This is a genomic window from Mycolicibacterium sp. XJ2546 (assembly GCF_053483195.1).
In genome coordinates, this window is record NZ_JBEFRW010000014.1 from 92,511 (window position 1) to 117,483 (window position 24,973).

The window sequence follows — 24,973 nt, forward strand, 5'->3', positions numbered from 1 at the left end:
GCGCGAACCCACTGCCGCACGAAAATAGTTGACTCGGTCGCATGTCTACGCTTAGCTGTTAATCGTTCGGGTCGTTGAGTGCGATTGCGATGGCAGACAACCGCAATCCGGCTCGGCGAACGCCTGGAAGGAGAAGTCGTGCGGGTTAATGTCGATCCCGATCGCTGTCAGGGCCACACGTTGTGCGCCATGATCGCCCCGGAGGCCTTTCAGCTCAGCGAAGTCGACGGCACGTCTTCGGCGGTTTGCGAGGTGGTAGCGCCCGGTCAGGAGGAAGCGGTGTTGGAGGCGGCGCGGTCTTGCCCCGAACAGGCCATCACCGTCACCGCGGTACCGTCGCTGGAGGCCACGCCGTGACCGACGCGATCGTCGCGGCCGGGGACCGCGAGAACTACCAGTATCACTTCGACCGGCACACGCCCGAGTACCGGGAGCGCTTCGAGCAGATCACCGAAGAACTGCACCGCAAGTGCCCCGTGGCATGGTCGGACACCTACGGCGGTCACTGGGTCGCCAGCAGCAGCCATGCGGTGTTCGAACTCGCCCGCTGTCCGCACATCTCCAACGACCACGACATCAACAACGAGCGCCGCGGCTACAAGGGCATCACGATTCCGAACAAGGACATCCCGATCCGCGGTGGCATGTTGGAGATGGACCCACCCGAGCACCGCTGGTACCGCAGCGTGCTCAACCCTTACTTGTCGCCGGCCGCGACGAAGCGGTGGGAACCCTTCGTACACGAGGTGGTCCGCGCCAGCATCGACGAGAAAATCGAGCAGGGCCGCATCGACTTCGTCGATGACCTGGCCAACATCACGCCTGCGGTTCTGACGTTGGCGATGCTGGGTATTCCGTTGCGGGACTGGCGGCTCTACAGCGAGCCCACCCACGCGTTGGTGTACACGCCGGAGGACTCACCAGAAGCACCGCGGGTCATGGAAGACAACATGCGGATGGCGATGGAACTGATCGCCCACATCAACGAGATCCGTGAAAATCCCCGGCCCGGTGTGATCAAGAGCCTGACCGAGATGCGCATCAACGGTGAGCCGCCGCCGGAGATGGATCTACTGGGCATGCTCACCTTGCTGATCGGTGGCGGGTTCGACACCACGACCGCGCTCACCGCGCACGCGTTGGAGTGGCTGGGTGAACACCCCCACGAGCGACAACGTCTCAGCGATGACCGGGACACGCTGCTCGACCCAGCGACTGAGGAGTTCCTGCGCTTCTACACACCTGCGCCTGGTGACGGCCGGACCTTCTCCGAGGACTGCGAGTTCAACGGCATCGAGTTCAAAGAAGGTGAACGGCTCTACATCTCCTACGCGATGGCGAACCGGGACCCGTCGGTGTTCCCCGACCCGCACAAAATCGTTCTGGATCGAAAAGGCAATCGGCACTTCGGGTTCGGTATCGGGATCCACCGCTGCATCGGCTCGAACGTCGGCCGGATGGTTTTCAAAGCCATGCTCACCGCGGTGCTGGACCGGATGCCGGACTACCGGTGCGACCCGGCGGGAACCGTCCATTACGAAACCATCGGCGTCATTCAGGGCATGCGGCACCTACCAGCCACGTTCGCTCCGGGCCCGCGCCTCGGCCCCGGGCTCGACGAGACCCTTGCGAAACTACAGAAGGTCTGCGACGAACAGGGTTTAGCCCGACCGATCACCGAGCACCGCGATGCCGCCCACATTGACTGAATCGGCTCTCGCAGCCGACCCGCGCCCGGTTCCGGCCGTCGATGACGTCAGCGGGTTCTTCTGGGCTGCGGCCGCCGAGCACCGACTGGTCCTGCAACGCTGCACATCCTGCGCCACACTGCAGTACCCACCCGAGGTGTGCTGCGTGCATTGCCAAGCCGAGGAATTCGAACTGGCCGACCTGTCCGGGCGCGGGGTGATCTACTCCTATGCCGTCATCGACCGTGCGCTGCACACCGGGTTCGTCGATGCGCTGCCATACACCGTGGTGTTCGTCGAACTCGACGACCAGCCCGGCCTGCGGATGATCGCCAACCTCGTCGACACCCCGCCCGGTACCGAATTGCGCTGCGGCATGCCGGTCGAAGTGGTGTTCGAGCAGCGCGGATCGATCACTATGCCGCAGTTCCGGCCCGTGGAAGTCGACCGATGACGTCGTTGACCCGCCCGGTTGCGATCGCCGGCGTCGGCTACTCCGACCTCACCCGCAGGGGTGAGCCCAACCCCAACTCGTTGGCACTCACCGCGGCCAACGCGGCCCTTGTCGATGCCGGGTTGACCGCCGACGACGTCGACGGCATCTTCGAGTACAAGTTCGGTCCGGAGTCACCCGGCGCCCAGGACATGGCTCGGCTGTTGGGGATCGCCGACCTCGCCGCATTCGCCGACATCTTTCCGATGAACCCGTCGGGGTTGGCCGGGCCGCTGGCGGGGGTCATGGCAGTCGCCTCGGGCGTCTGCGAGACGGTGCTGACATTCCGGTGCCTGACCCGCGCGGCGGGCCATCAGGGCGGTGTGGTGAGCGGGCCGGAGACGGTCCCCGGACGTGACCAGTTTCTGACCCCCTACGGCTACCTCGGCGGCATCCTGGTCAACCTCGCGCTGAAGAAGCAACGCTGGATGGCCGAATACCGCCGTCCTGAAGAGGATTTCGGGCACATCGCGGTCAATGCCCGGCGCTGGTCGGCACTCAACCCGCGCGCGGTCTTGCGTGACGAAGTGACCATGACCGACTATCTGTCGTCGCGGATGGTTGCCGATCCGCTGCGGGTGCTGGACTGCGACTATCCGGTCAACGGCGCAGTGGCGTCGGTGATCACCACGGCCGAGCGGGCCCGCGATCTGCGCCAGCCCGCGGTGCTCGTCGACGCGATGACATACGCCACCGGACACGGCGCGGACTGGGTGTTCGACGTCGACTTCCTGTATGGGGGCGCGTTCGAGTGTGCCAACCGATTGTGGCAACGGTCTTCGGTGACTTTGGCCGACGTCGACGTCGCACAGTTGTACGACGGGTTCACTCCGGTCACCGTCGCGTGGATCGAGGCGCTCGGCGCCTGCGGACGCGGTGAGTTCGGGGACTGGGTGGGCGACGGTAGCCGCATCGGCCCTGGCGGTGACTTCCCGCTCAACACCGCCGGAGGGCAACTTGCAGAGGGTCGGTTGCACGGTATCGGCTTCCTCAACGAAGCGGTACTGCAGCTGCGCGGGCAGAGCGACCAACGACAGGTCACCGATGCCCGGGTCGCAGTCGTGGCAAGCGGCCTGTACCCGCAATGCGGGGCGATGGTATTGACTGCGGCATGAGTAAAGGCACTGGCATGGACAACAACGGTGGCGAGACGCTCTGGCGGCCCCTACCCCGACGCAACACCCAGAAGGTGTCTCATATGCTGGCGGCCGACCTGCGACGCCAGATTCTCAACGGCGAGCTCGTCGCGGATCAGCAGCTCCCGCCGGAAGCAGATCTCACTGCGGCGCTGCAAGTCTCGCGCGAAACACTGCGGGAGGCGTTGCGGATTCTCGAATCTCAACAACTCGTCGAGATTCGGCGCGGCAGGGGTGGCGGTGCGGTCATCCGCCGACCGGGCCTGGAAGCGGTGAGCCGATACGTCGCGCTGCTGTTGCAGTTGCGCAAGACCACCGTCGCCCACCTCGAAGAGGCCCGGTCGGTCATCGAACCACCGGCCGCGGCATGGGTGGCCGACCACTCCGACGACGGCGACTTGGACCGACTCGTCGAACTACATGACGCCGAGCGGGCCGCCGAAAAGAACCCGCTCGAGTTCGTCGCCGCGATGTCGGCGTTCGACCAAGCGGTCACCGAACTCTCCGGTAACCAGACCCTCGCGGTAATCGCCGGCGTGTTCCGCGACATCTACGCCGGGCAGGTTTACTCGGCCATCGGCGGCACGGGCGACAGTTCCGCAGAGCAGATCGCCCGGCGGGTGGTGGTCAGCCACAGCGCTTTCATTGATGCGGTACGGCGCCGCGACACCGCGCTGGCCCACAGTACGTGGAGCGACTATCTGTTCACGACCGGTCGGATGTTGGTGCGGCGCAACATCAGCCGTCAACCGATCGACATCACGCCGTTGTGGCGGGCTCAGGCGGGTCAGGCAGGCGCGGAGCCGACGCCCCGACGGGCGCTGGTGGTCGCAACCGAGATTCGGGCCCGGATGGCAGAGGGGCTGTTGTCCGAGGGCGACCGTCTTCCCCCACTGGCCGACCTGGCCGGCGAATTCGACATCTCGCGGCCGACGTTGCGCGAGGCACTGCGGATCCTGGAGACGGAGTTCCTCCTCGACCTGCGCACCGGTGACCGCGGCGGCGCGACGATCAGGCCACCGTCCACCCGGGTGGCCTCCCAGCTCGCCGGGATCGTCCTGGAGGCTCGCGGGGCCACGCTCCTGGACTTTCTTGACGCCCTACGGGCGATCGAGCCGACGATCATCGGGCTGGTCGCAACCCGCATCGGCACCAAGAAACTCGACACGCTGCGCTCCGCCGAGGCGCAGTTGGCCGCGTCCACAGAAGACACTGCCCGGTTCGTCACGATGTGGCGCGAGGCGGAAATGGTTGCCTTCTCAGCGGCCAAGAACCCCGCGTTGACCGTCATCGCCGAGATGACGCATTGGGTGCGGGTCGGCGTGGAGCCGACGGTGACCGCCGATGCGAAGGGCCTGCCGTGGGTCGGCAAGACCAACCGGCGCGCGCAGGGACTTTTCGCACAGTTCGTCGCGGCGGCCACCGAACACGACGCCCAGCGGGCAACACAGGCCTGGACCGATCATCTCGCCACCGCCGCGGTTTGGTTCGAGGAATCGGGTGTTGGCAAGCGGCTGATGCTCGAGGTGATGGATTGACTTGTGTCCCTTCATGATCAGCTACAACAGAAATGAGAGAGCCATGAACATCGACGACCTGATCCTGGTGAGCGTCGACGACCATGTCATCGAACCGCCGCACCTGTTCGACGGCCGCGTGCCACAGAAGTACGCAGACCAGGCGCCGCGCTTCGTGCGTCGAGATGACGGCACGATGGCGTGGCGATACGAAGGACAGGAGATCCTCAACACCGCTCTGAACGCCGTCGCCGGCCGTCCACCCACGGAATTCGGCCTCGAGCCAACCTGCATCGAAGAGATCCGCCCCGGTTGCTACGACATCGGTGACCGGATCAAGGACATGAACGCCAACGGTGTACTCGGTTCGCTGTGCTTCCCCTCGTTCCCCCGATTCTGCGGCCAGCTGTTCATGGATACCGCGGACAAGGATCAGGCGGCGGCGATGGTGCGCGCCTATAACGACTGGCACATCGACGAATGGGCCGGCACCCACCTGGGGCGCATCATCCCCCTTGCCATGCCGATGATCTGGGATCCTGAAGCCAGCGCCGCCGAGGTGCGCCGCGTCGCCGCCAAGGGGTGTCACGCGGTGACGTTCTCCTCCAGCCCCTACGACCTCGGGCTGCCCAGCTTGTACTCGGAGCACTGGGATCCGTTCTGGCAGGCATGCGCAGACGAGGACGTGGTCGTCTGCATGCACTTGGGCTCCAACTCCAAACCGCCGATCACTTCTCCCGATGCACCCATCGAGTTGGTGTACACGCTGTCTCCCGTCAGCCTGTTCTCCGCCGCGGCCGACCTGCTGTGGAGCCCGATCTTCCGGAAGTTCCCGACGCTGCGGGTGGCGTTGTCGGAAGGCGGCATCGGCTGGCTGCCGTACTTCCTCGAACGTGTCGACTACATCTACAGCCACACCAAGCACTGGACCGGCATGGAGATGGGCGGGCGACTGCCCTCGGAAGTCTTCTCCGAGCGCGTGATCCTGTGCTTCATCGACGACGCGGTGGGCATCGAGAACCGCCACCGGATGAACATCGACAACATCACCTGGGAATGCGACTACCCCCACTCGGACAGCACGTGGCCGCACGCGCCCGAGGTGCTGATGAAGTCACTCGACGGGGTCAGCGACGAAGAGGTCAACAAGATCACCCACCTCAACGCCATGCGGCACTTTTCCTACGACCCGTTCGCCCACATCCCGCGGGAGCAGGCGACCGTTGGGGCGCTGCGACGCGAAGCGGCCGACTGGGACGTCACCATCCGTTCGGTGCGCCACCTGCGGCCGGAGACGGCGTCGATGGGTCCTGCGTTCTGATGAAGCTGCGCGACAAGGTTGTCGTGATCACCGGTTCGGGCGGCGGCATCGGGGCGGCCTGTGCTCGCCGTTTTACCGAGGAGGGCGCGAAAGTCGTTGTTACCGACCTGAACTCCGAAGGTGTCGAGCAGGTCACCAAAGATCTCGACACGGTCGGGATGGCCGTTGACATCACCGTGGAAGCCAACGTGGCTGCGGTCGCCGAACTGGCCCGTCGCACCTATGGCGCGATCGACATCTGGTTCAGCAATGCGGGCTACGCAGGGCCGCCGCGCGGTGGCGATCTGTCCGACGACCAACTATGGCAGCTCAACTGGCAACTGCACGTCATGTCGCACGTCTATGCGGCCCGGGAGGTGTTGCCGTCGATGCTCGATCGTGGTGACGGTTACCTGTTGCAGACCGCGTCTGTCGTCGCGCTGGCGCTGCATCCCGACAAACCTGCCTACTCGGTCACCAAGCACGGCGCGCTGAGCTTTTCAGAATGGCTTGCCGCCACCTACCGGCCGCGCGGAATCAAGGTGTCCTGCTTTTGCCCCGGACCGATGTTGACCCCGATGCTGATGGCCGACGGTACGCCGCCCGACCATCCGATCATGCAAACCGCCGCCACCCCCGAACAGGTGGCCGACCGACTGGTCCGCGCGATCGACGCAGAACGCTTCCTGATCCTCGACTCACCGCTGGGACAAGACTGCTTGAACGCCAAAGCAACCGACTACGACCAGTGGGTGCTGGATATGGCCCGACAAATAACGACGTAAGGCAGGAGCACATGACAGAGAGATTCATCCAGATCGTCTACTCGAACCCGGCCGAGGGCAAGACCGACGCCGAGTTCAACGAATGGTACGACAACGTGCACATACCGGAACTTCTGGCGACACCCGGCATGGTGTCGGCCACCCGATATGACCTACTCGATGCCCAGATCTACCACGTGCCAGGCGGTTTCGTTCCCGATCACCGCTACCTGTGCATCTACGAGATGGAGGGCAACGTCGACGCAATCATGGAAAAGATCGTCGCCGGTGTCGCGGAGGGAAAGATCAACATGGCGGACTGCCTCGACCTGCCCAGCTCGCGGATGTCCTTCTGGCGCCCCCGTGACGAAAAGGGGCAAGCGTGATGTCTGAGGCGACAACGGCCGAAATCGGCATCGACGAGGTCCGGTTCGGCCGGTGGCTCGATGAGAACGGTGCACCTGGCGACGGTGAGGTGCCCGAGTTCAGCCAGCTGACCGGCGGATCCCAGAACATCCTTTATCTGGTGACGCGCGGTCCGACGCGCATGGTAATGCGGATGCCCGGTCCTCGCGCGGACGCCAAGCGGCTCAACGAGCTACTGCGTGAAATCCGGTTGGTGCGAGCGCTCAAGGGCACCGATGTCCCACATGCCGAGCTGGTCGCCGCCGACGAATCCGGCGAGCTGTTGGGTAAACCCTTCTATGTGATGGCCGAGATCGACGGCTGGAGCCCGATGGACGGCGGATGGCAGCCGCCGTTCGACACCGATCTGCAGGCCCGGCGCGGCTTGGCATTCCAATTGGTCGAGGGCGCAGCGAAATTGGCCCGCGTCGACTGGCGAGCACAGGGACTCGAAGGTTTCGGCAAACCACAGGGTTTCCACCAGCGCCAGGCGGACCGTTGGCTGTCGTTCCTGAGCGGATTCCAGGTCCGCGAATTGCCGGGACTGGACGTGGCGGCGGATTGGTTGCGGGCCAACGGGCCCGAAGACTTCACACCGGGCATCATGCACGGGGACTACCAGTTCGCCAACGTGATGTATGCGCACGGCGCGCCCGCCCAGCTCGCAGCGTTGGTCGACTGGGAAATGACCACCATCGGCGACCCGCTGCTGGACCTCGCGTGGGCACTGCTGGGCTACGACGGTGAGGAGCCACGCAGCGATTTCTACCTTCCGGTGGAGGGGATGCCCCGGCGCAGCGAGTTGCTCGAGCACTACGAGACGATCAGCGGACTGCCCACCGACAACATCGACTACTACCTGGTGCTGGCCAACTTCAAGATCGGCATCGTCCTGGAGCGCACCTACGCCGCCGCCGTGACCGGTGACAACGGCGATCCCAGGGTCAAGGAGGCGTTCGGTTCAATGGTGTTGCAATCGATCGCCACGGCAGCCGATCTGGCCCGGTCCATGCCGAAAGTGAACTGACTGCGCGCTCATCCCCAACCGGGAAGCGGGCACGCGCCGCCGTCGTTTGACCGAAAGCCCCCGATCATGATGGTCGGGGTGATTCGATAGAGCCCTCGGCGTACTCGTCCGAAGGGCTGGGATGTGAAGCGACTCAATGGCATGGACGCCATGCTTTTGTACACCGAGACGCCGAGCCTGCACACACACACGCTGAAGGTGGCGATCATCGACGCCGCGGGCTACCGGACCGAACACGGCGCGGAGTTCACCTTCGAGGTGTTCCGCCGTACCGTCGCGCGACGGCTGCATCTGCTGGATCCGCTGCGCTACCAACTGGTCGACATCCCGTGGAAGCTGCACCACCCGATGTGGCTGGAGAACTGCCCGGTCGACCTCGACTACCACCTGCGCCGCGTTCAAGTGCCCAGCCCCGGCGGCCGCCGTGAACTCGACGAGGTGATCGGTCACATCGCGAGCACACCGCTGGACCGCAGCCGCCCGCTGTGGGAGTTCCACTTCGCCGAGGGGATGGCCGACGACCGGTTCGCGTTGATCGGCAAGGTGCACCATGCGTTGGCCGACGGTGTCGCCTCGGCGAATCTTCTTGCGCGCCTGATGGACCTGTCGGGTTCGGCGCGTGACGAACACGACGGCTACACCGCGTGCGAGCCGCCGTCGAAGGCCGAGTTGTTGCGGGCGGCAGGCCGTGACCACGTGCAGCACATCGCCGGGCTGCCCGCACTGGTGCGTGATGCGGTACGCGGTGTGGCGCGGTTGCGTCGGCGACCGCGGCCGCCGACGGCACAGCACGAGACGGCCAAGCTCTTCAAGACACCGTCGACATTTCTCAACCACGTCGTCTCTCCCACCCGCACCTTCGCGACGGCGTCCCTCGCGCTGGGCGAGGTCAAAGAATCCGCCAAACAGCTGGACGTGACGTTCAACGACATCGTGCTCGCCACCGCGGCCGGTGGTTTGCGCGAGCTGCTGCTGCGCTACGACGGACGAGCCGACCGTCCGATCCTGGCGTCGGTTCCGGTCTCCACCGACCGCTCCGCGGATCGGGTCACCGGCAACGAGATCAGCGGGCTGACCGTATCGCTGCCCGTGCACATCGACCATCCGCTCGAGCGGGTCCGGTTGACGGCGCTGACCACCTCCAACGCCAAGGAGGTCCACGACCTTCTCGGGCCACGGCTGCAGGGCCAGGCGATGGAGTATCTGCCGCCGCCGTTGACACCGGCGTTGTTCCGGTGGCGATCCAAACGCGCCGCGCACAACAGGGTCATGAACGTCGCGATCTCCAGCGTGCCCGGACCTCGTGAGCACGGCCACATCGGCGGCGCCCGCGTCAGCGAGATCTACTCCGTAGGCGTGCTTTCCGCCGGCAGCGCCTTCAACATGACCGTCTGGAGCTACGTCGACCAGGTCGACATCGCCGTGCTCTCCGACGATCAGACGTTCGACGATGTGCACGAGGCGACCGACGCGATGATCCACAGTTTCACCGAGATCCGGCTAGCCGCCGGACTGAAGGCCCCGATCACCGTCGCCACGGCCATGCCGCCGGCCACCGCGTCCGGTTAGGTCACCAGGTCCCGCAGGTCGTTGCGCAGGATTTTGCCGGTGCTACCGCGCGGTAATTCCTCGAGAACCCGGATCTCGCGCGGCACTTTGTAATTGGCGAGGTTCTCCCGCACATACTGCTTGAGGTCGTCTTCGGTGACGGTGGCTGAACGCGCCGGGACGACGAAGGCTGCCAGCCGCTGACCGTACTGCTCGTCGTCGACGCCAAGCACGGTCACCTCGCCCACCTGCGGGTGGGCGGCCAGCACGTTCTCCACCTCGATCGGGTAGACGTTCTCCCCGCCGGACACGATCATCTCGTCGTCGCGCCCGACAACGAACAGCCGTCCGGCGTCGTCGAGGTAACCCATGTCCCCCGATGCCATGAAGCCCTCGTGGAAGTCCTTGGTGGTGCCGGAGGTATAACCGTCGAACAGCGTGCCGCTGCGCACGAAGATCTGCCCCACCTCGTTGGAGGGCAGTTCACGGTGGCTCTCGTCGAGGATGCGGATCTCGGTTCCGTCAGCCGCTTTACCCGCGGTATCCGGAGCGGTGCGCAGATCCGCGGGGGTGGCTGTGGCGATCATCCCCGCTTCGGTGGCGTTGTAGTTGTTGTAGATCACGTCGCCGTATTGGTCCATGAACTTGATCACCACGTCGGGCCGCATCCGCGAACCCGATGCGGTGGCGAAGCGCAAAGTTTTGCCGCTGTAACGGTTCCGGATGTCGTCGGGCAGATCCATGATCCTGTCGAACATGACCGGGACGACCGCGAGCCCGGTGGCCTTGTGCTGATCGACCAGCGCCATCGTCGCCTCGGGGTCGAACTTGCGGCGGGTGACGATCGTGCATGCCAGCAGCGCTGCGAACAACAGCTGCGAAAAACCCCACGCGTGAAACATCGGCGCGGCGATGACGATGGGTTCTTCGGCGCGCCACGGGGTGCGGTCCAGTACCGCCTTGAGATCCCCTGCACCACCGCTGCCCTCGGAACGCTTGGCGCCCTTCGGGAGTCCGGTGGTTCCGGAGGTGAGCAGGATGATGTCGCTCTTGCGGGCGCTGGGCTCGGGCCGTTCGCCGGGATGTTTGTCGATCAGCGCATCCAAGGTGAGCTGGTCGGTCGAGGTATCGGTCCAGCCGAGAATCCTAGTGGCGCTGTTCTGATGCACGGCTCGGCCGTGCGAAGCTTTGTCGGCCATCGCGCGGTCAACCGTGGCGGTGAACTCTTCGTCGTAGATGATGGCGTCGGCGCCTTCACGTTCGATCACCTGCGCCAACGCCGGCCCGGCGAAGGAGGTGTTCAACAGCAACACATCGGCGCCGATCCGGTTGGCCGCCACCAGCGCCTCGATGAACCCGCGGTGGTTGCGACACATCACCGCAACGGATTTGGGGGCGCCATCGGGCAGGCCTTGGAGCCCGGCTGCCACCGCGTCACACCGGTCGTCGAGCTGGCGCCACGTCAGCGTGCCGCGTTCGTCGACCAAACCGGGACGGTCGGGGCAACGCTGGGCCGCCACGGCGAAGCCGACCGTGGCGGTCACGCCCACGCGACGCATCGCCGCGCCCATGCGCACGTACTTGTCGGGGCGCATCGGTGCGATCAACCGAGCCCGCCACAGTGTCTGCAGAAGTCCAAAACTGTCGGCCATGGTGCTCATCCCAACACCGGGAAGCGGCGCTCGGCAGCCAGTTCGTCCAGCGCCGCCTGCATGACCGCTCGAACGTGCAGGTCGACGGCTTCGATGTTGGGATCCTCACCGAACTCCGCGGTGATATCGATCGGATCGAGGACGCGGGTGACGATCTTGGCCGGCAACGGCAGGTTCGGCGGGAAGAACACCGACACCCCGAACGGGAATCCGACACTGATCGGCAGGATCTCGGCGCGTAAGCGCTTGAGTCCGATGCGCCGAGCGATCGAGTCGCCACGCGCCAGGAACAGTTGTGTCTCCTGGGCGCCGATCGACACCATCGGCACGATCGGGACACCGGCCTCGACAGCGGACCGGACGTAACCCGTGCGGCCGGCGAAGTCGATCACGTTCTCGGTGAACGTCGGCCGGTAGGAGTCGTAGTCGCCGCCGGGGAACACCAGCACCAGCGCGCCCTCCCGCAACGCCTTCGCCGCGTTTTCCCGGTTGGCCCCGATGACGCCGGCGCGACGCAGCAGTGTGCCGACCGGTCCGACGAAGATCGCGTCATGCCCGAGCGTATAGACGGGCCGATCGAAGCCGAACTTCTCGTAGAAGGCCGGCGCGAAGACAAGCACATCGGGGGTGAGCATGCCGCCCGAGTGATTGGACACCACAAGCGCTCCGCCCGCCGCGGGGATGGCGTCGAGGCCGCGGACCTCCGCACGGAAATAACGCCTGATGACCGGGCCGACCCAGTCGGTGATGCGCCGGGTCAACTCCGGATCCCACTTGGCGACCTCTGGTCTGCCCGTCCCGCTACTGGTCATGTCCTTTTGTTCCGCTTCTCGAGCCAACCCAAACCTAACCGAACGCCCAGCCTCAACCTGCGGATATGTTACTCTCCGAAAAAGAGAACGCTATAACCCTGGGGGAGTCGATGTCGGACCCAGTGCTCGTCACAGGCGCGTTCGGCCTTGTCGGAACCGCAACCGTGCGGCGGCTGGCCGAACTGGGCCGGCGCGTGGTGGCCACCGACCTGGACACCCCCGCCAACCGCAAGGCAACTTCCAGGCTGCCCCGCGGTGTCGACGTGCGTTGGGCCGACCTGACGGACCGCGACCAGGCCGGCCGGCTCGTCGCCGACGTCGCGCCCGCGGCGATCATCCACCTCGCCGCGGTCATTCCGCCCGCGATCTACCGCAACGCCAAACTCGCGCGGCGCGTCAACGTCGATGCCACCGCGACGCTGGTCGGAATCGCGGAGTCCCAACCTACCCCGCCGCGATGGGTGCAGGCGTCGAGCAACGCGGTCTTCGGCTCGCGCAACCCCCACCGCTCCGACGAGCCGGTCCGGGCCGACATGCCGATGAAGGCGTCCGACCTCTACAGCGCACACAAGATCGAAGCCGAGCAGATCGTTCGCGCATCGAGCCTGCAGTGGGTGGTGTTGCGGCTGGGCGGGGTGCTCACCGCTGATCCGTCGGCGATGGCGTTCTCCACCGACGCACTGTATTTCGAAAGCCTGCTGCCCACCGACGGCAAGCTGCACAGCGTTGATGTCCGCGATGTCGCCTGGGCCTTCGCCGCGGCGACGACGGCTGATGTCGTCGGCGAAATCCTGTTGGTCGCCGGTGACGATTCACACCTGGTCAGGCAGGGTGAAGTCGGGCCGGCGCTGGCGGCTGCGCGCGGGCTCAAGGGTGGGCTGCCACCGGGCCGGCCCGGCAACCCCGCCAGCGACGACGACTGGTTCGTCACCGACTGGATGGATACCCGCCGGGCGCAGGAAGCGCTGGGATTCCAGCACTATTCGTGGGACGACATGGTCGGTGAGATGCGCGCGAACGCGGGCTGGACCCGTTACCTGCTGCGCCCGCTCGCTCCCCTGGTCCGGATGATCCTGGCGCGGCGCGGCGCCTACTGGAAACAACCGGGCCGCTATGCCGACCCGTGGGGAGCCATCCGCCGCAAGTTAGGCGAACCGGGTCCCGACAAGCCGTAGGGTGCGCACCGTGGACAACTTGGACGGACGCGCAACGGTTATCACCGGCGGTGCCAGCGGCATCGGTTTCGCCACCGCACGAGAATTCGCCCGCCGCGGCGCCCGCATCATGCTCGCCGACATCGACCAGAGCGCGCTCGACGACGCGGTGGCGACCCTGCGCGGCGATGGCGTCGACGCCCACGGCGTGCTGTGCGATGTGCGCAAGCTCGACGACGTCACCCGGCTGGCCGATGAGGCGTTCGGCATGTTCGGTGAAGTGCACGTGGTGTTCAACAACGCCGGCATCGCCTACGCCGGCCCGATAGCGCAGGCCAGCCACGACGATTGGCGGTTCGTCATCGACGTCGACCTGTGGGGGCCGATCCACGGCGTCGAAGCGTTTCTGCCGCGGCTGATCGCGCAGAAGGCCGACAGCCACATCGCGTTCACCTCGTCGTTCGCCGGGCTGATCCCCAATGTCGGGCTGGGCCCGTACTGCGTGGCGAAATACGGCGTCGTCGCGCTCGCCGAAACACTTTCGCGTGAGGTGCGCGCCGACGGCATCGGCGTCACCGTGTTGTGTCCGATGATCGTCGACACCAACCTGCTGGCCAACACCGAGCGGGTCCGCAGCGACGACTACGGCCCGGCCACCCCCTCGCCCGCCGACACGGTGCAGCAGTTGGCGTCGAACCCGGCCGACGACTCGGTGCTCGACGTCGACGAGGTGGCTCGGTTGACCGTCGACGCGATACTGGCCAACCGGCTTTATGTGCTGCCGCACAGCGCGGCACGCGGATCCATCCGGCGTCGCTTCGAACGCATCGACCGCGCTTTCGACGAGCAAGCGGCCGAGGGTTGGACTCACTGAGCCGGCGGCCCCAACGTCGGTCGGCCGGTCTGCGGGTGGTGGTACCAGCCGCCCGCAGCGTGGGTTCCGCCGTCGACGTGGATGGTCTGCCCGGTGATGTAGCTGGCCATGTCGGAGGCGAGAAACACTGCTGCGCCGGCGATCTCGTCGACGTGTCCGGGGCGGCGCATGGGAATCGCCGGTGTGGCGGCCTCGGACTGCAGGGTCCCTCCCGACAACTGCATCAGCCCTTCGGTCAGCGTCAGGTCGGGGGCGAGCGCGTTGACCCGGATCGAGTGGGCCGCCAGTTCGAAGGCGGCGGTCTGGGTGTAGTTGATGACGCCGGCCTTGGCGGCGGCGTACGCGGCGTAGCCGGGTGCGGCGCGCACGCCCTCGATCGACGTCACGTTGATGATGCTGCCGGGCCGTCGGGCGTCGACCAGGCGCCGCGCGATCCGCTGCGTGCACAACAGGACGTGGCGCAAGTTGCTCTTGTACAGCGCATCCCAGCCGTTCTCGGTGGTGTCGAGCAGCGGTGAGAAGAACGTGCCGCCGGCGTTGTTGACCAGTATCGACACCTCGCCCAGCTCGGCCACCGTACGATCCAATGCGGCGTCGACCTGTGCGCTGTCGCGCACGTCGGTGGTGATACCCAGTGCGCCAATACTTTTAGCGGTGGCGGTGCAGGTGTCGGGGTCACGCTCCCAGATGGCGACCGACGCGCCGAACGCGGCCAGGCCTTCGGCGATGCCTTTGCCGATGCCCGCACCGCCTCCGGTCACGACGGCGACGCGGCCGGTCAGCAGGATGTGGGACGGATTGATGGTCATCGGTCGAGAGTCATCGGTTCGGTGCTATCGCCGAGATTGCAATGAGGGCTGTTGGCTGAACGGTACAGCCCTGACCGCAATGTCGCCCATAGCGTCATCGGGAGGCCTTGCTCGGACCCATCACGACCGCGTTGCCGATCACCCCGCGGTCCTGCAGGTCGGCGATCTCCTCGTCGCTGAGGCCGAGTTCGGACAGCAGCTCGTGGTTGTGCTGTCCGAGTAGCGGCGCGGACTGCACATGAACCCGCTCGGGGCCACGCGACATCTTGAACGGCAACGTGCTGTGGGGGGTGCGGGTGTTGACCGGGTGCCCGACGTCCTCGAAGAAGCCCCGCGCGACCAGCTGCGCCAGTTCGGTCTGGCGATGCGGCTGCATCACCTTGCCCACCGGAACGCCGTGGCTCCACAGCGTTTCGACGATCTCGTCACCGCTGCGGTCCGCACACCAGGCGGCCAGGTGCTCGTCGATGGTGTCGTGGTGGGCGCGACGGCCCGCCGTGGTGGCCAGTTGCGGCTGCGACGCCCATTCGGGACGGCCGAGCGCCTCGCGTAGGCCGGCCCACTGCTCGTCGTCGGCCACGGCCACCGCCACCCAGCAGTCGGCGCGACCGAACTCGTCGATATCGTTGGTGCGGTACAGGTTTTGCGGAGCCGCGGTCGGGCCGCGGTTTCCGTCACGTTGCAGCAGGGCGCCGTACGCGGAGTATTCGATGACTTGTTCGGCGGCGACGTTGAGCGCCGCGTCGACCATCGCTGCCTCGACCAGCACGCCCTCGCCGGTGCGGCGGCGGTGTTCCAGTGCCAGCAGCAGCGCGTTGAGCGCATGGATTCCGGCGTTGGGGTCGCCGACCGAGTAGGGCTCGTACGGGTTGCGGTCGGGGTAGCCGGTCAGCCAGCTGATGCCCGACGCCGCTTCGATGACGTAGGCGAACGCCGGGTTGTCGCGCCACGGGCCGTCGAGGCCGAAGCCGGGCATGCGCAGCATGACGGTGTCGGGCCGAACCGCTTGCACCGCAGCGAAGTCCAGCCCGATCTGGTCGAGCACCCGGGGGGTGAAGTTCTCGACGATGACGTCGGCGGTGGCGATGAACCGGTTGAGCAGGTCACGGCCGGCGGCGCTCTGTAGGTCCAGCGTGACGCCACGCTTGTTGGTGTTGAGGCCTGAGAAGATCGGCGACTTCTCCCACCACTGGTCTTCGGTGACCGGGATGCCGGCGATCAGCCGGGTGCCGTCGGGGCGGCGGGTCGACTCGACGTGGATGACGTCGGCGCCCAGCATCGCCAGCAGGTGGGTGCACGACGGGCCGGCCCAGAAGGTGGTCATGTCGATGACGCGCAACCCCTCGAAAGGCAGTTTCGCCGAAATATCCCTTTCCGCGCGATTTGGCGGGGTTTTTCGTCCCGAATGTCCCCTTGGGCGGTAGTGCTCGGTGTGTTCGCCGAGGCGGGGGGCGGGTTCGGGCGCGCGCAACACGGCCGGGTGCATGCGGTACGGCGGGCCGGGCTGGTCGAACCCGTCGCGGGGATTCTTCACAAACGAGCCGCGTTCGCGGAAGTGGTCGAGTCCGACGGCGTTGGCGCCGTTGGCCACCGGGGCGTTGGGGATACGAAACGCCGTCGCCAGGTCGCGGATCTCATCGACGGTGTGGCTCTCGACCCACGCGTAGAGTTCGTCGGCCCTCTCGTTGGCCTGCTCGGTGATCGACAGCGGCGACTCCTCGTCGATCCAGTCGTCGTGGCCGGTCATCGCGCACAGGTCGAACCACTGCTGCGCAGTGCCGCAGCCGATGTCGATCAGCCCATCCTTGGCCCGCGCGATCCCGGGCACCGTCAACCGTCGGGCATCGCGCCACGGCCGGCCCAGCATCTCGAAGTAGGACACCGGATAGTAGGTGAGCCCGAGGACCTGGGTTTCCAGCATCGACACGTCGACCAGTTCGGCGCCGCCACGCACCCGCGACGCCAACGTCGCCGCGCTCGCATACGCAGCCGCGAGGTACTCGCCGACCTGCCCGCCCACATACACCGGGGCGCGGTCCGCTGAGCCGCGGCCCAGCCCGACGATGCCGCCCGACCACGCCTGCAGGGTGAACTCCGTTGCGGCGCAGTCGGCCCACGGACCAGACAGCCCGAACGGGGTGATCGACGTGACGGTCAGATGCGGATGCGCCGACCGGATCGCCGCCGGGGTGCACACCACGTGTTCGGCCACCGACGATCCGCGCGACCACACCACCGCGTCGGCCTCGGAGAGCAACGCGTTGACGAAGTCGATGTCGCTGTCCGGGTCGGCTACGACGCTGTGCTTGGCGCCGGCCAGGAAGCTGAACAGCGCACCGTCTTCACCCGACGCGATCTGCGCGCCGGACGCCGACCAACGGCGCAGCCAGTCCCCTTGCGGCGGCTCCACTTTGATCACCTGGGCGCCGCCGTCGGCGAGCAGCTTCGTGCAGTAGGCGCCTGCGATGCCCGTGGAAAGGTCGACGACGACGTACCCGTCCAGTGCTGCCACTAGTCCTTCTTGCGGTTGGATTTACTCAGCCGGAACTCGGCCGGGAACCTCATGTCGTTGTCGTTGACCGCGTCGGCCAGGCCGCTGTCGACGGCCTCGTGCATGTCCAGATCGTCGGTGTCGTCGTTGGCCGCGCCGCTGCCCATCGACTCGAAGAACGCCGACAACAGGCTGCCCATGTATTCGCCCTGGTGCTGTTTGAACACCTCGAAGAAGATCTTCTGCTGAAACACGGTGTCGACCGGCCGGTTTCGGGCGCAGGCCCGCGCGTACTTGTCGACCTCGGCCTCGAGCTCATCACGCGACACCACCTTGTTGAGGAAGTTGCACTCATACATCTCCTCGGCGGTGAACGGGCGCCCGGTGAACACCATCTCCTGGAACTTGCGCAGCCCCATCATCTGCACCCACGTCCACATCCGCGGACCCCAACCGTAGTACCGAAACGAGGGATGCCCGAACAGCGCGTCGTCAGAGGAGATCACCAGATCGGCGTCGGCGCACTGGTAGAAGTGCCAGCCGTAGCAGTAGCCCTTGGCCTCCACGATGCTGATCTTCTTGAGCTCCTGCAGCGGGCGGTTACCGGCCTGCACGTTGGCGTACCAGGCGCTGATCGTGGCACCGTGCCGAAACGAACCTTTCGGCGGGTAGGTGACCTCGCCGACGCCGTCGTCCTCGAGGCGCAGTTCGGCAAGGCGCAGATCGGTGTTGTCGTTGCCCTCCATGAACTCCGGAAGGTCCGCGCCGCTGCCGAGGTTGTCCCCGACGCCGCGGATCACCACCACCTTGACGTCGTTGTCGACGGTGGCCGCGCGCAGCAGATCCGCGTAGCGCAGCCGCGCCGCCGACGTCGGCGCGTTCAGGTACTCCGGCCGGTTGAACGTGATGGTCGCGATCTTGGTCTTCGGGTCCTTGCTGTAGCGGATCAGTTCCTCGGGCTTGGGCCGATTTCCGTTCTCAGACATGTAGTTCCCTTCAGCCGATGCCGACGCCGGCGTTTTCGCCCGCACTCTTGGCCCGAGCGCCCGTCTGCGAAGGGCTGCTGGTCAAAACCTCTGGTTCGTCGGCGGTGACGTGCACTGCCTCGCGTCCGAAGACCGCGCCGACGCCGGCTTCCCACACGTAGGAGGTGACGGCGAGCACCATGCCGGGTTCGAGAATCTCCTGCGCGCAGGTCTGCCGCAGCTGTGGTGTCACCACCGGCGGGTCGAATCCCAGACCGAGGCCGTGGGCCACCGGCATCACCGGCAGCCGCTCCCCCGCAGCCTCGTAGACCGCCAGCAGGTCGCTCGCCGGGGATCCGGGCAGGCAGGCGGCGATCAGCCGCTCACGCAACTCGTCCCAACGATCGTAGAGCGCGGGGACCGCCGAACCATCGATATCGCCGACCGTCCACGTGCGGCCGACCTCGCCGAGGTAGCCATCGGCCAGCACACCGGCCGAAAACGCCACCAGGTCGCCGTCTTCGATGCGGCCGTCGCTGCGGGCCCGCCGCCACGGGTGGTCCTTGCTGGTCGCCCACGCGCCGTCCTGGGTGGCCGGCGTGGTGACACCGCCCGCGGCCATCGACTCCATCAGCGCGCCGGTCAGCGTCTGCTCGGTCACCCCGGGCCGCAACTCAGCGCGGGCCGCGTCGAGCGCCGTCTCGCCGACCGCCAGCGCGCCGCGCAGCACCGCGATCTCGTCGGCAGTCTTGATCCGCCGTGCCGCCCGCAGGGCAGGCTCGGCGTCGACGATCTCGGCGTCGGGAAACGCCAGCGGCAAAAGCTGCGCGAATGTCGGTGTCAGCGAATCGGTTCCGACACGCTTGACGGTGGCCGCACTTGGCAGCGCCTTGAGCACCTCGACGAGCGTCATCGGGTTCCACGCCAAGCCGTAGAGGTTTTCGTGGGGAATTTCGTCAGGGATGCCTTCATCCCAGGTGCTGTTGAGGTAGATCTCCCCGGTCGAGCGGATGACCTCGCAGATCGGCCCGAACGGTCGAGTGCCCGCCACCCACAGTTGCGGTGCGCCGGTCACGTACCGCACGTTGGCCTGGCGGCCCAACACCAGGATGTCGATGTCGCGGGCTTCCATCTGGGCCAGCGCCCGCTCGCGGCGGCCCCGGCGCAAATCGGCTGCGTCGGGCAGAATCTCGAGTGCCATTCAGATCCGATCCTGTCCGTAGGGTGCGTACGGGTAGTCGGTGATCGACTGGTAGCCGTCCTCGGTGATCACCACGATCTCCTCGCTTCGATAGCCGCCGGTGCCGTCCTCCCACACCACGGGTTCGAGCACCAGCAGCATGCCCGCGGGGTACACGAAGTTGTCGTCGAACTCCTCGCCGAGATCGGTTCCGATCATCGGCATTTCTGCGGCGTTGGTGCCGATCCCGTGGCCGAGGTAGAAGTGCGGCAGCCACGGCTTGGCGCCCCCGTTGGCGGCGATCGCCGCGCGCGCCAGATCACCGTTGGTGGCACCCGCCTTGGTCACGGACAGTACGGCGGACATGATTTCGCGCCACTTGTCGAATTGCGCCTGCTGACGCTGCGATGGCTCGTCGCCGACCAGCCAGGTGCGGCCGAAGTCCGAGCAGTAGCCGTGGTAGGTGATGCTGACGTCGGTCCACAGCACATCACCGCGTTCGAGTTCGCGTTCAGTGGTCAGCAGCGGCAACGCGAGGTCGCCGGTGGTGGTCCACACCGACCCGCTGGTCTTCGTCGTGGGCATCACCTGCCAGATGGCCTCGAGCATGTTGGCGGTCGCGCCCAGTTCGAAGGCCCGCCGGACGAACGCCGCCGACAGGTCGACCTGCCGCACGCCCGGGGCGAGCGCCTTCTGCACGTCGACCATGGCTTCTTCGGTGATGCGGCACGCGTTGCGCACACACGAAATCTGATCGGGCGTCTTGACGAGCTTGGCGGGTCCGACTACCTGCGCGGCATCCGACGGCGGACCGGACGGAAACAGGGTGGCCGCCGCGCGCCGCATCGCACCGGTCATCTCGTCAACGGCGACCGTGCCCCGGGCGGGCACCAGATCGGCCAGCACTTTGCCGAACTGCTCGACGCCCTCGTCGAATTCGAGGTACAGCGCGGGATGCACATGATCGTCGGGCACCTCACAGGCCGAGGCCGACCCCTCACGCAGCGGCATGAACAGGTGAGGATGCGGATCGTCGGCCGCCACGATCGCCACCGGGCGTTCCACGTGGGACAGGCCCGCATCCAGCAGCGGCCAGCTGACGCCCGTCGCGTAGACGACATTGCCGTTGCCGATCAGAACCAGTGCATCGACGCCCTTTTCGCGCATGGACTCGCGCAGCCTGGCCCCGCATTCGCGGTACATGCGGGCCCGGTCGGGAACCTCCGGTATGTCGATCAGGGTGGACTGTGTTGCGAAGGTGGTCACGAAATCCCCAGGAAGTTCTTGATGTTGGTGCTGACGATCTTGACGGCGTCCTCGGGCCCGACCGCGTCGACGACGGCCTGCAGCGACTTCTCCGAGTAGCCGAACGTCGATTCGTTGTGCGGGTAGTCCGACGACCACATCACGTTGTCCACGCCGATCTTGTCGATGAGCCTCAGGCCGAGCGGGTCGACCATGAACGATGCGCTCATGTGGTTGTCCCAGTAGTGCCGGACCGGATGTCCCAGTTCGTGGTTGAACATGTGCCGATACGAGGCGAGCATGTGCTCGGCGTCCTGCAGTGCCGTGGGCACCCACGCGATACCGCCCTCGAACCACCCGATCTTGAGCTTGGGATGACGGTCAAGGATGCCGGTGAAGACGTACTTGGCGAACTGTTCGCGGAACGAGTCCACGTTGACCATCATCCCGACCACGACGCTGTTGTGCTGGCACGGCGTCTTGGGCGGCGTCTCGCCGATATGGTGGCTGACCGGCAGGCCGGCGTCCTCGATCTCGTCCCACACCGCGTCCATGTCGGTGCTGCCGTAGTCGTAGATGTTGCCGTCGTCGTCCTTGCCGGGGTTCAGCGGCAACAGGAACGTCTTGAGGCCCAACGACTTCAGCTCCTCCAGCGTGCTCCTGGTGCCCTTGGGGTCCCACCAGTTGATCAGCCCGACGCCGTAGAAGTGGCCCTTGCTGCGTTCCTGCAGATCGGCGATGTGCTCGTTGTAGATGCGGAACACGCGCTCGCGCAACGACTTGTCCGGGTAGTGGAACAGCGCCAGCACGGCGTTGGGGAACGCCAGCTCCTTGTCGATACCGTCTTCTTTGAGCTCACGGACCCGGGCGTCGATGTTGTTGGTCGCCGCCCCGGCCAGATCGTCGTACTGCATCAGGACCCGGCCGAAATCGCCGCCGGTCCAGGCCTTGCCCTTCATCCCGACCATGTATGCGCCGTCCTCGTACCAGATCCGGGGTGCGGCGCCCTTGAGCTCGTCGGGAAAGCGTTCGTAGAAGATGTCCTCGGCCACCGAGATGTGGTTGTCGGCCGAAAAGATCTCGGTATCGGCGGGCAGTCCGAAATCGCCTGTGGCGTGGCCCTTGCGGTGCTTGGGGGCGCCGAAACCTTCGGGTGGATACAGGGTTGATGTTGGCGTAGACATCGTTGACACTCCAATCGGGCTGTGGGACTGGGCTGGTGCGGGTTACCAGGCCACCGGAAGTTCGTAGACGCCGTAGGCGAGCCGGTCGTGTTTGAACGGCACCTCCTCGATCGGCACGGCCAGCCGCAGGGTGGGGATGCGCCGCAGCAGGGTGTGGAACACGATCTGCAGTTCGGCGCGGGCCAGTTGCTGGCCGACGCACTGGTGGCGGCCGTAGCCGAAACCGAGCTGCTGGGTGGCGTCGCGGCCGAGGTCGAGCTTGTCGGGTTCGGGATAGGCGTTCGCGTCCCAGTTCGCCGGCGCGAGGTCCAAGATGATGCCTTCGCCCGCGCGGATGGTCTCCCCGGCGATCTCGATGTCCTCGAGGGCCACGCGGCGCTGCCCGTTCTGGATGATGGACAGGTAGCGCATCAGCTCTTCGACGGCGTTGGCGATGAACTTCGGATCGTCGGAATCGCGCAGCTGCGCAGCTTGTTCGGGGTTCTCCAGCAGGGCGAGCACACCGATGCCGATCATGTTGGCGGTGGTCTCGTGCCCGGCGATGAGCAAGCCGGTGCCCAGCTGCGCGGCCTCCTTGACGCTGATCTCGCCGGCGTTGACACGTTCGGCAAGGTCGGACACCGCGTCCTCGGACGGGTTTTCCATCTTGGCCTTGACGAGGTCGCTGAGGTACTTCGCGAGGCTCATCGCACCCTTCTGACCGTCCTCCGCGGACGCGTAGCGGGCCAGGCCGACGTTGGCGTGGTGCTGGAAGAACTCGTGGTCTTCGTATGGGACGCCGAGCATTTCGCTGATCACCCGCGTCGGCACCGGCAGCGCCAGTTTGGCGACGATGTCGGCAGGCTGCTCGCCGGCCAGGATGTTGTCGATGCACTCGTCGGTCACCTCCTGGATCGCCGAGCGCAGACCCTCGACCCGCTTGAACGTGAACGGCTTGGACAGCATCCGGCGGAACCGGGTGTGCTCCTCGGCATCCGAGGTGAACACCGAGCGCGGCCGCTTGTACACCGTGGACAGCATGTGCTCGTTCCAGTGCGGGAAGCCCTCGATGCGGTCGTCGACGCTGACCCGCGAGTCGGCGAACAACTCGCGGGCGACCGCGTGACCGGTGATCAGCCACGGGGTGGTGCCGTTCCAGATCCTTACCCGCGACAGCGGTTTGGCTTCGCCCATCCTGAGCATCTGGGGTGGCGGGGCGAACGGGCAGCCCGCGTCGCGCTCCATCGGGTATTCGGGGATGTCGGCGGCGGTTTCGGTCGTGCCGGTGGTCAACGTGTCGGACATATGGCCTCTCGTCACTTCTCGATCTGGATGGCTAGTGCAGGGCAGGCGGCCGCGGCCTTGTGGGCGTTGTCGGCGTCGTCGCCGTCGGGGCTGTCGTTGAGCAACACGACGACGCCGTCGTCGTCGCGCTGGTCGAAGACCTCGCCGGCGTTGAGCACGCATTGGCCCGAGGACACGCACTTGTCTTGGTCGACGGTGATTTTCATGTCACATCCGCCCCGTGACGGGTGCGCGCCACAGCCCGACGATCGCGTCGATCAGACCCGATGCCACCGAACGCCAGTTCGTCCGTGCGGTATCGGCGCCTTCGGCGAACGCACGCTCGAAGTCCGCGCAGGTGTGCATCATCAGGTTGCGCACCATGATGTTGCGTTCGGTGACGACGGTCATCGGCAGGTTGGGCAGGCAGCGGGTGATGCCGACGACCACCTGCTGCAGCGCCGGCGATGCGAGCGCGTCGCGCACGACGATCTTCTGGTAGGCCGGGTCGGCCAACGCTTGGGCCGCGAACCGCGCGTACCAGGTGGGATTGCCGAGCTGCTCGAGGTGTTCGGTCAGCGAGCACACCATGCAGGCGATCCAGTCGCGCAGCTCCGTGGAGTCCGCGGTTTGGGCGACCATGCGCTCCAGCAGCTGCTCGATGGAGATCCGGTGCTTCTGCTCGATCGCGCGCACCAGGTCGAGTTTGGTGCCGAAGTGGTAGCCGACCGCGGCGTTGTTGCCCTGCCCGGCGGCCTCACTGACCTGCCGGTTGGAGACGGCGTACACGCCGTGCTCGGCGAACAGCCGCTCGGCCGCCGTCAAGATCGCTTCGCGCGTCACGCTCGCGCGGTCGGTGCGAACACTGCGGGCTGTGGTCACGGTCACTAGTCAACCGCTCCACGCGCCTTAAGTCAAGCGACTGATTTAAAGTCTGGTCGTCGTGTCAGCGGCACGCCCGGGGACTCTAGAGTTGCTGGACCATGGGGGTTTCCCGATTCACCGACAACGGTGGCGTCTGGCTGCACTTCGTCGACTCCGGGGGCGACGACGGCGGCGCGCCGATCGTGTTCGTGCCGGGGATGACGTGCATCGCCGAGGATTACCACGAAGTGCTGCCGGCCTTCGGCAGGCGCACCGTGGTCGCCGACCTCAGGGGGCACGGCCGCAGCGCCGCCCCGGCCGACGGCTACGACGGCGCGGTGTTGAGTTCCGACGTCGGTGCGGTCGTCGACGCGGTGACCGGCGGACCCGTTCACCTGGTGACGTTCTCCCGCGGTACGGCCTATGCGCTCGGTTGGGCGCTGCGCAATCCCGACCGGGTGCGCTCGCTTGCGATCGGCGACTACATCCCCGAGGAACGGCTGTTGCCGCCCGGCGCGCCGCGTCGTCTGCTCGACGGGCGCTGGCGGGGCACTCCGGTGCGCGAGCGCCTCGACTACGAGGCGGCGATGAAGACGTTTGCG

Annotated in this window: 24 protein-coding genes; 13 read left to right on the plus strand and 11 right to left on the minus strand. The window is 66.3% G+C overall.

What is annotated here, in order from left to right; all coding sequences use genetic code 11:
• Window positions 1-138: 138 nt before the first annotated feature.
• The 10 genes from ABQE44_RS20355 to ABQE44_RS20400 all read left to right on the plus strand — a co-directional run bounded on the left by ABQE44_RS20355 (window position 139) and on the right by ABQE44_RS20400 (window position 9,899).
• Window positions 139-357, plus strand: a complete 219-nt coding sequence (locus ABQE44_RS20355) for a ferredoxin (RefSeq protein WP_448431587.1) — start codon at window positions 139-141, stop codon at window positions 355-357.
• Window positions 354-1,709 carry a cytochrome P450 gene (locus tag ABQE44_RS20360; protein WP_448431589.1) on the plus strand — a complete coding sequence of 452 codons (1,356 nt, stop codon included), beginning with the start codon at window positions 354-356 and terminating at the stop codon, window positions 1,707-1,709. Before ABQE44_RS20355 ends, ABQE44_RS20360 begins: the two co-directional genes overlap by 4 nt.
• On the plus strand, window positions 1,690-2,142 hold the full coding sequence (locus ABQE44_RS20365; RefSeq protein WP_448431591.1) for a Zn-ribbon domain-containing OB-fold protein: 453 nt from the start codon (window positions 1,690-1,692) through the stop codon (window positions 2,140-2,142). Before ABQE44_RS20360 ends, ABQE44_RS20365 begins: the two co-directional genes overlap by 20 nt.
• Window positions 2,139-3,296: a thiolase family protein gene (locus ABQE44_RS20370; protein WP_448431593.1), complete on the plus strand. Its 1,158-nt coding sequence runs from the start codon at window positions 2,139-2,141 to the stop codon at window positions 3,294-3,296. Before ABQE44_RS20365 ends, ABQE44_RS20370 begins: the two co-directional genes overlap by 4 nt.
• Complete coding sequence (locus ABQE44_RS20375) at window positions 3,293-4,855, plus strand: FadR/GntR family transcriptional regulator (RefSeq protein WP_448431595.1); 1,563 nt, start codon at window positions 3,293-3,295, stop codon at window positions 4,853-4,855. Before ABQE44_RS20370 ends, ABQE44_RS20375 begins: the two co-directional genes overlap by 4 nt.
• 43 nt (window positions 4,856-4,898) lie before the next feature.
• The gene (locus ABQE44_RS20380; protein WP_448431597.1) at window positions 4,899-6,155 is read left to right on the plus strand and encodes an amidohydrolase family protein; all 1,257 of its coding nucleotides are present in this window, start codon (window positions 4,899-4,901) and stop codon (window positions 6,153-6,155) included.
• Complete coding sequence (locus ABQE44_RS20385; RefSeq protein ID WP_448431599.1) at window positions 6,155-6,919, plus strand: SDR family NAD(P)-dependent oxidoreductase; 765 nt, start codon at window positions 6,155-6,157, stop codon at window positions 6,917-6,919. Before ABQE44_RS20380 ends, ABQE44_RS20385 begins: the two co-directional genes overlap by 1 nt.
• Window positions 6,920-6,930: 11 nt before the next feature.
• On the plus strand, window positions 6,931-7,284 hold the full coding sequence (locus ABQE44_RS20390) for a hypothetical protein (RefSeq protein WP_448431601.1): 354 nt from the start codon (window positions 6,931-6,933) through the stop codon (window positions 7,282-7,284).
• Entirely contained in the window at window positions 7,284-8,330 is a 1,047-nt protein-coding gene (locus tag ABQE44_RS20395; RefSeq protein ID WP_448431603.1) for a phosphotransferase family protein, read from the plus strand. The genes ABQE44_RS20390 and ABQE44_RS20395 overlap by 1 nt, the downstream gene beginning before the upstream one ends.
• Window positions 8,331-8,453: 123 nt before the next feature.
• Entirely contained in the window at window positions 8,454-9,899 is a 1,446-nt protein-coding gene (locus ABQE44_RS20400) for a WS/DGAT/MGAT family O-acyltransferase (RefSeq protein WP_448431605.1), read from the plus strand.
• On the opposite strand, the gene fadD12 is transcribed toward ABQE44_RS20400, so the two are convergent.
• Both fadD12 and ABQE44_RS20410 read right to left on the minus strand, forming a co-directional pair.
• Window positions 9,896-11,530, minus strand: coding sequence for an acyl-CoA ligase FadD12 (fadD12, locus tag ABQE44_RS20405; protein WP_448431607.1), 1,635 nt, complete (start codon window positions 11,528-11,530; stop codon window positions 9,896-9,898). The two genes, ABQE44_RS20400 and fadD12, sit on opposite strands and share 4 nt — an antisense overlap.
• A 5-nt stretch (window positions 11,531-11,535) precedes the next feature.
• Complete coding sequence (locus ABQE44_RS20410) at window positions 11,536-12,342, minus strand: lysophospholipid acyltransferase family protein (RefSeq protein WP_448431609.1); 807 nt, start codon at window positions 12,340-12,342, stop codon at window positions 11,536-11,538.
• A 110-nt stretch (window positions 12,343-12,452) separates the two neighbouring features.
• On the opposite strand from ABQE44_RS20410, the gene ABQE44_RS20415 reads away from it, so the two are divergent.
• The gene (locus tag ABQE44_RS20415; RefSeq protein WP_448431611.1) at window positions 12,453-13,517 is read left to right on the plus strand and encodes an NAD-dependent epimerase/dehydratase family protein; all 1,065 of its coding nucleotides are present in this window, start codon (window positions 12,453-12,455) and stop codon (window positions 13,515-13,517) included.
• A gap of 10 nt (window positions 13,518-13,527) precedes the next feature.
• Window positions 13,528-14,370, plus strand: coding sequence for an SDR family NAD(P)-dependent oxidoreductase (locus ABQE44_RS20420; protein WP_448431613.1), 843 nt, complete (start codon window positions 13,528-13,530; stop codon window positions 14,368-14,370).
• Here ABQE44_RS20420 and ABQE44_RS20425 read toward each other — a convergent pair.
• The 9 genes from ABQE44_RS20425 to ABQE44_RS20465 form a co-directional block, all read right to left on the minus strand.
• Entirely contained in the window at window positions 14,364-15,179 is an 816-nt protein-coding gene (locus ABQE44_RS20425; RefSeq protein ID WP_448431615.1) for an SDR family NAD(P)-dependent oxidoreductase, read from the minus strand. The two genes, ABQE44_RS20420 and ABQE44_RS20425, sit on opposite strands and share 7 nt — an antisense overlap.
• Before the next feature lie 94 nt (window positions 15,180-15,273).
• The gene (locus ABQE44_RS20430) at window positions 15,274-17,691 is read right to left on the minus strand and encodes a CaiB/BaiF CoA-transferase family protein (protein ID WP_448431617.1); all 2,418 of its coding nucleotides are present in this window, start codon (window positions 17,689-17,691) and stop codon (window positions 15,274-15,276) included.
• Window positions 17,691-18,656, minus strand: a complete 966-nt coding sequence (locus ABQE44_RS20435) for an enoyl-CoA hydratase/isomerase family protein (protein WP_448431619.1) — start codon at window positions 18,654-18,656, stop codon at window positions 17,691-17,693. Before ABQE44_RS20435 ends, ABQE44_RS20430 begins: the two co-directional genes overlap by 1 nt.
• Window positions 18,657-18,666: 10 nt before the next feature.
• Complete coding sequence (locus ABQE44_RS20440) at window positions 18,667-19,836, minus strand: M24 family metallopeptidase (protein ID WP_448431621.1); 1,170 nt, start codon at window positions 19,834-19,836, stop codon at window positions 18,667-18,669.
• Complete coding sequence (locus ABQE44_RS20445; protein ID WP_448431646.1) at window positions 19,837-21,018, minus strand: M24 family metallopeptidase; 1,182 nt, start codon at window positions 21,016-21,018, stop codon at window positions 19,837-19,839. It abuts the gene before it with no gap.
• A 59-nt stretch (window positions 21,019-21,077) separates the two neighbouring features.
• The gene (locus tag ABQE44_RS20450; protein ID WP_448431623.1) at window positions 21,078-22,244 is read right to left on the minus strand and encodes an amidohydrolase family protein; all 1,167 of its coding nucleotides are present in this window, start codon (window positions 22,242-22,244) and stop codon (window positions 21,078-21,080) included.
• Window positions 22,245-22,286: 42 nt separating this feature from the next.
• On the minus strand, window positions 22,287-23,528 hold the full coding sequence (locus ABQE44_RS20455) for a cytochrome P450 (protein ID WP_448431625.1): 1,242 nt from the start codon (window positions 23,526-23,528) through the stop codon (window positions 22,287-22,289).
• A gap of 11 nt (window positions 23,529-23,539) precedes the next feature.
• Entirely contained in the window at window positions 23,540-23,734 is a 195-nt protein-coding gene (locus tag ABQE44_RS20460) for a ferredoxin (RefSeq protein ID WP_448431628.1), read from the minus strand.
• Window position 23,735: 1 nt separating this feature from the next.
• Entirely contained in the window at window positions 23,736-24,389 is a 654-nt protein-coding gene (locus tag ABQE44_RS20465) for a TetR/AcrR family transcriptional regulator (protein ID WP_448431648.1), read from the minus strand.
• Window positions 24,390-24,490: 101 nt separating this feature from the next.
• Between ABQE44_RS20465 and ABQE44_RS20470 the strand changes: the two genes are divergently transcribed.
• Window positions 24,491-24,973 (plus strand): alpha/beta fold hydrolase (locus ABQE44_RS20470; RefSeq protein WP_448431630.1); only part of this gene is annotated, 483 nt, incomplete at its 3' end.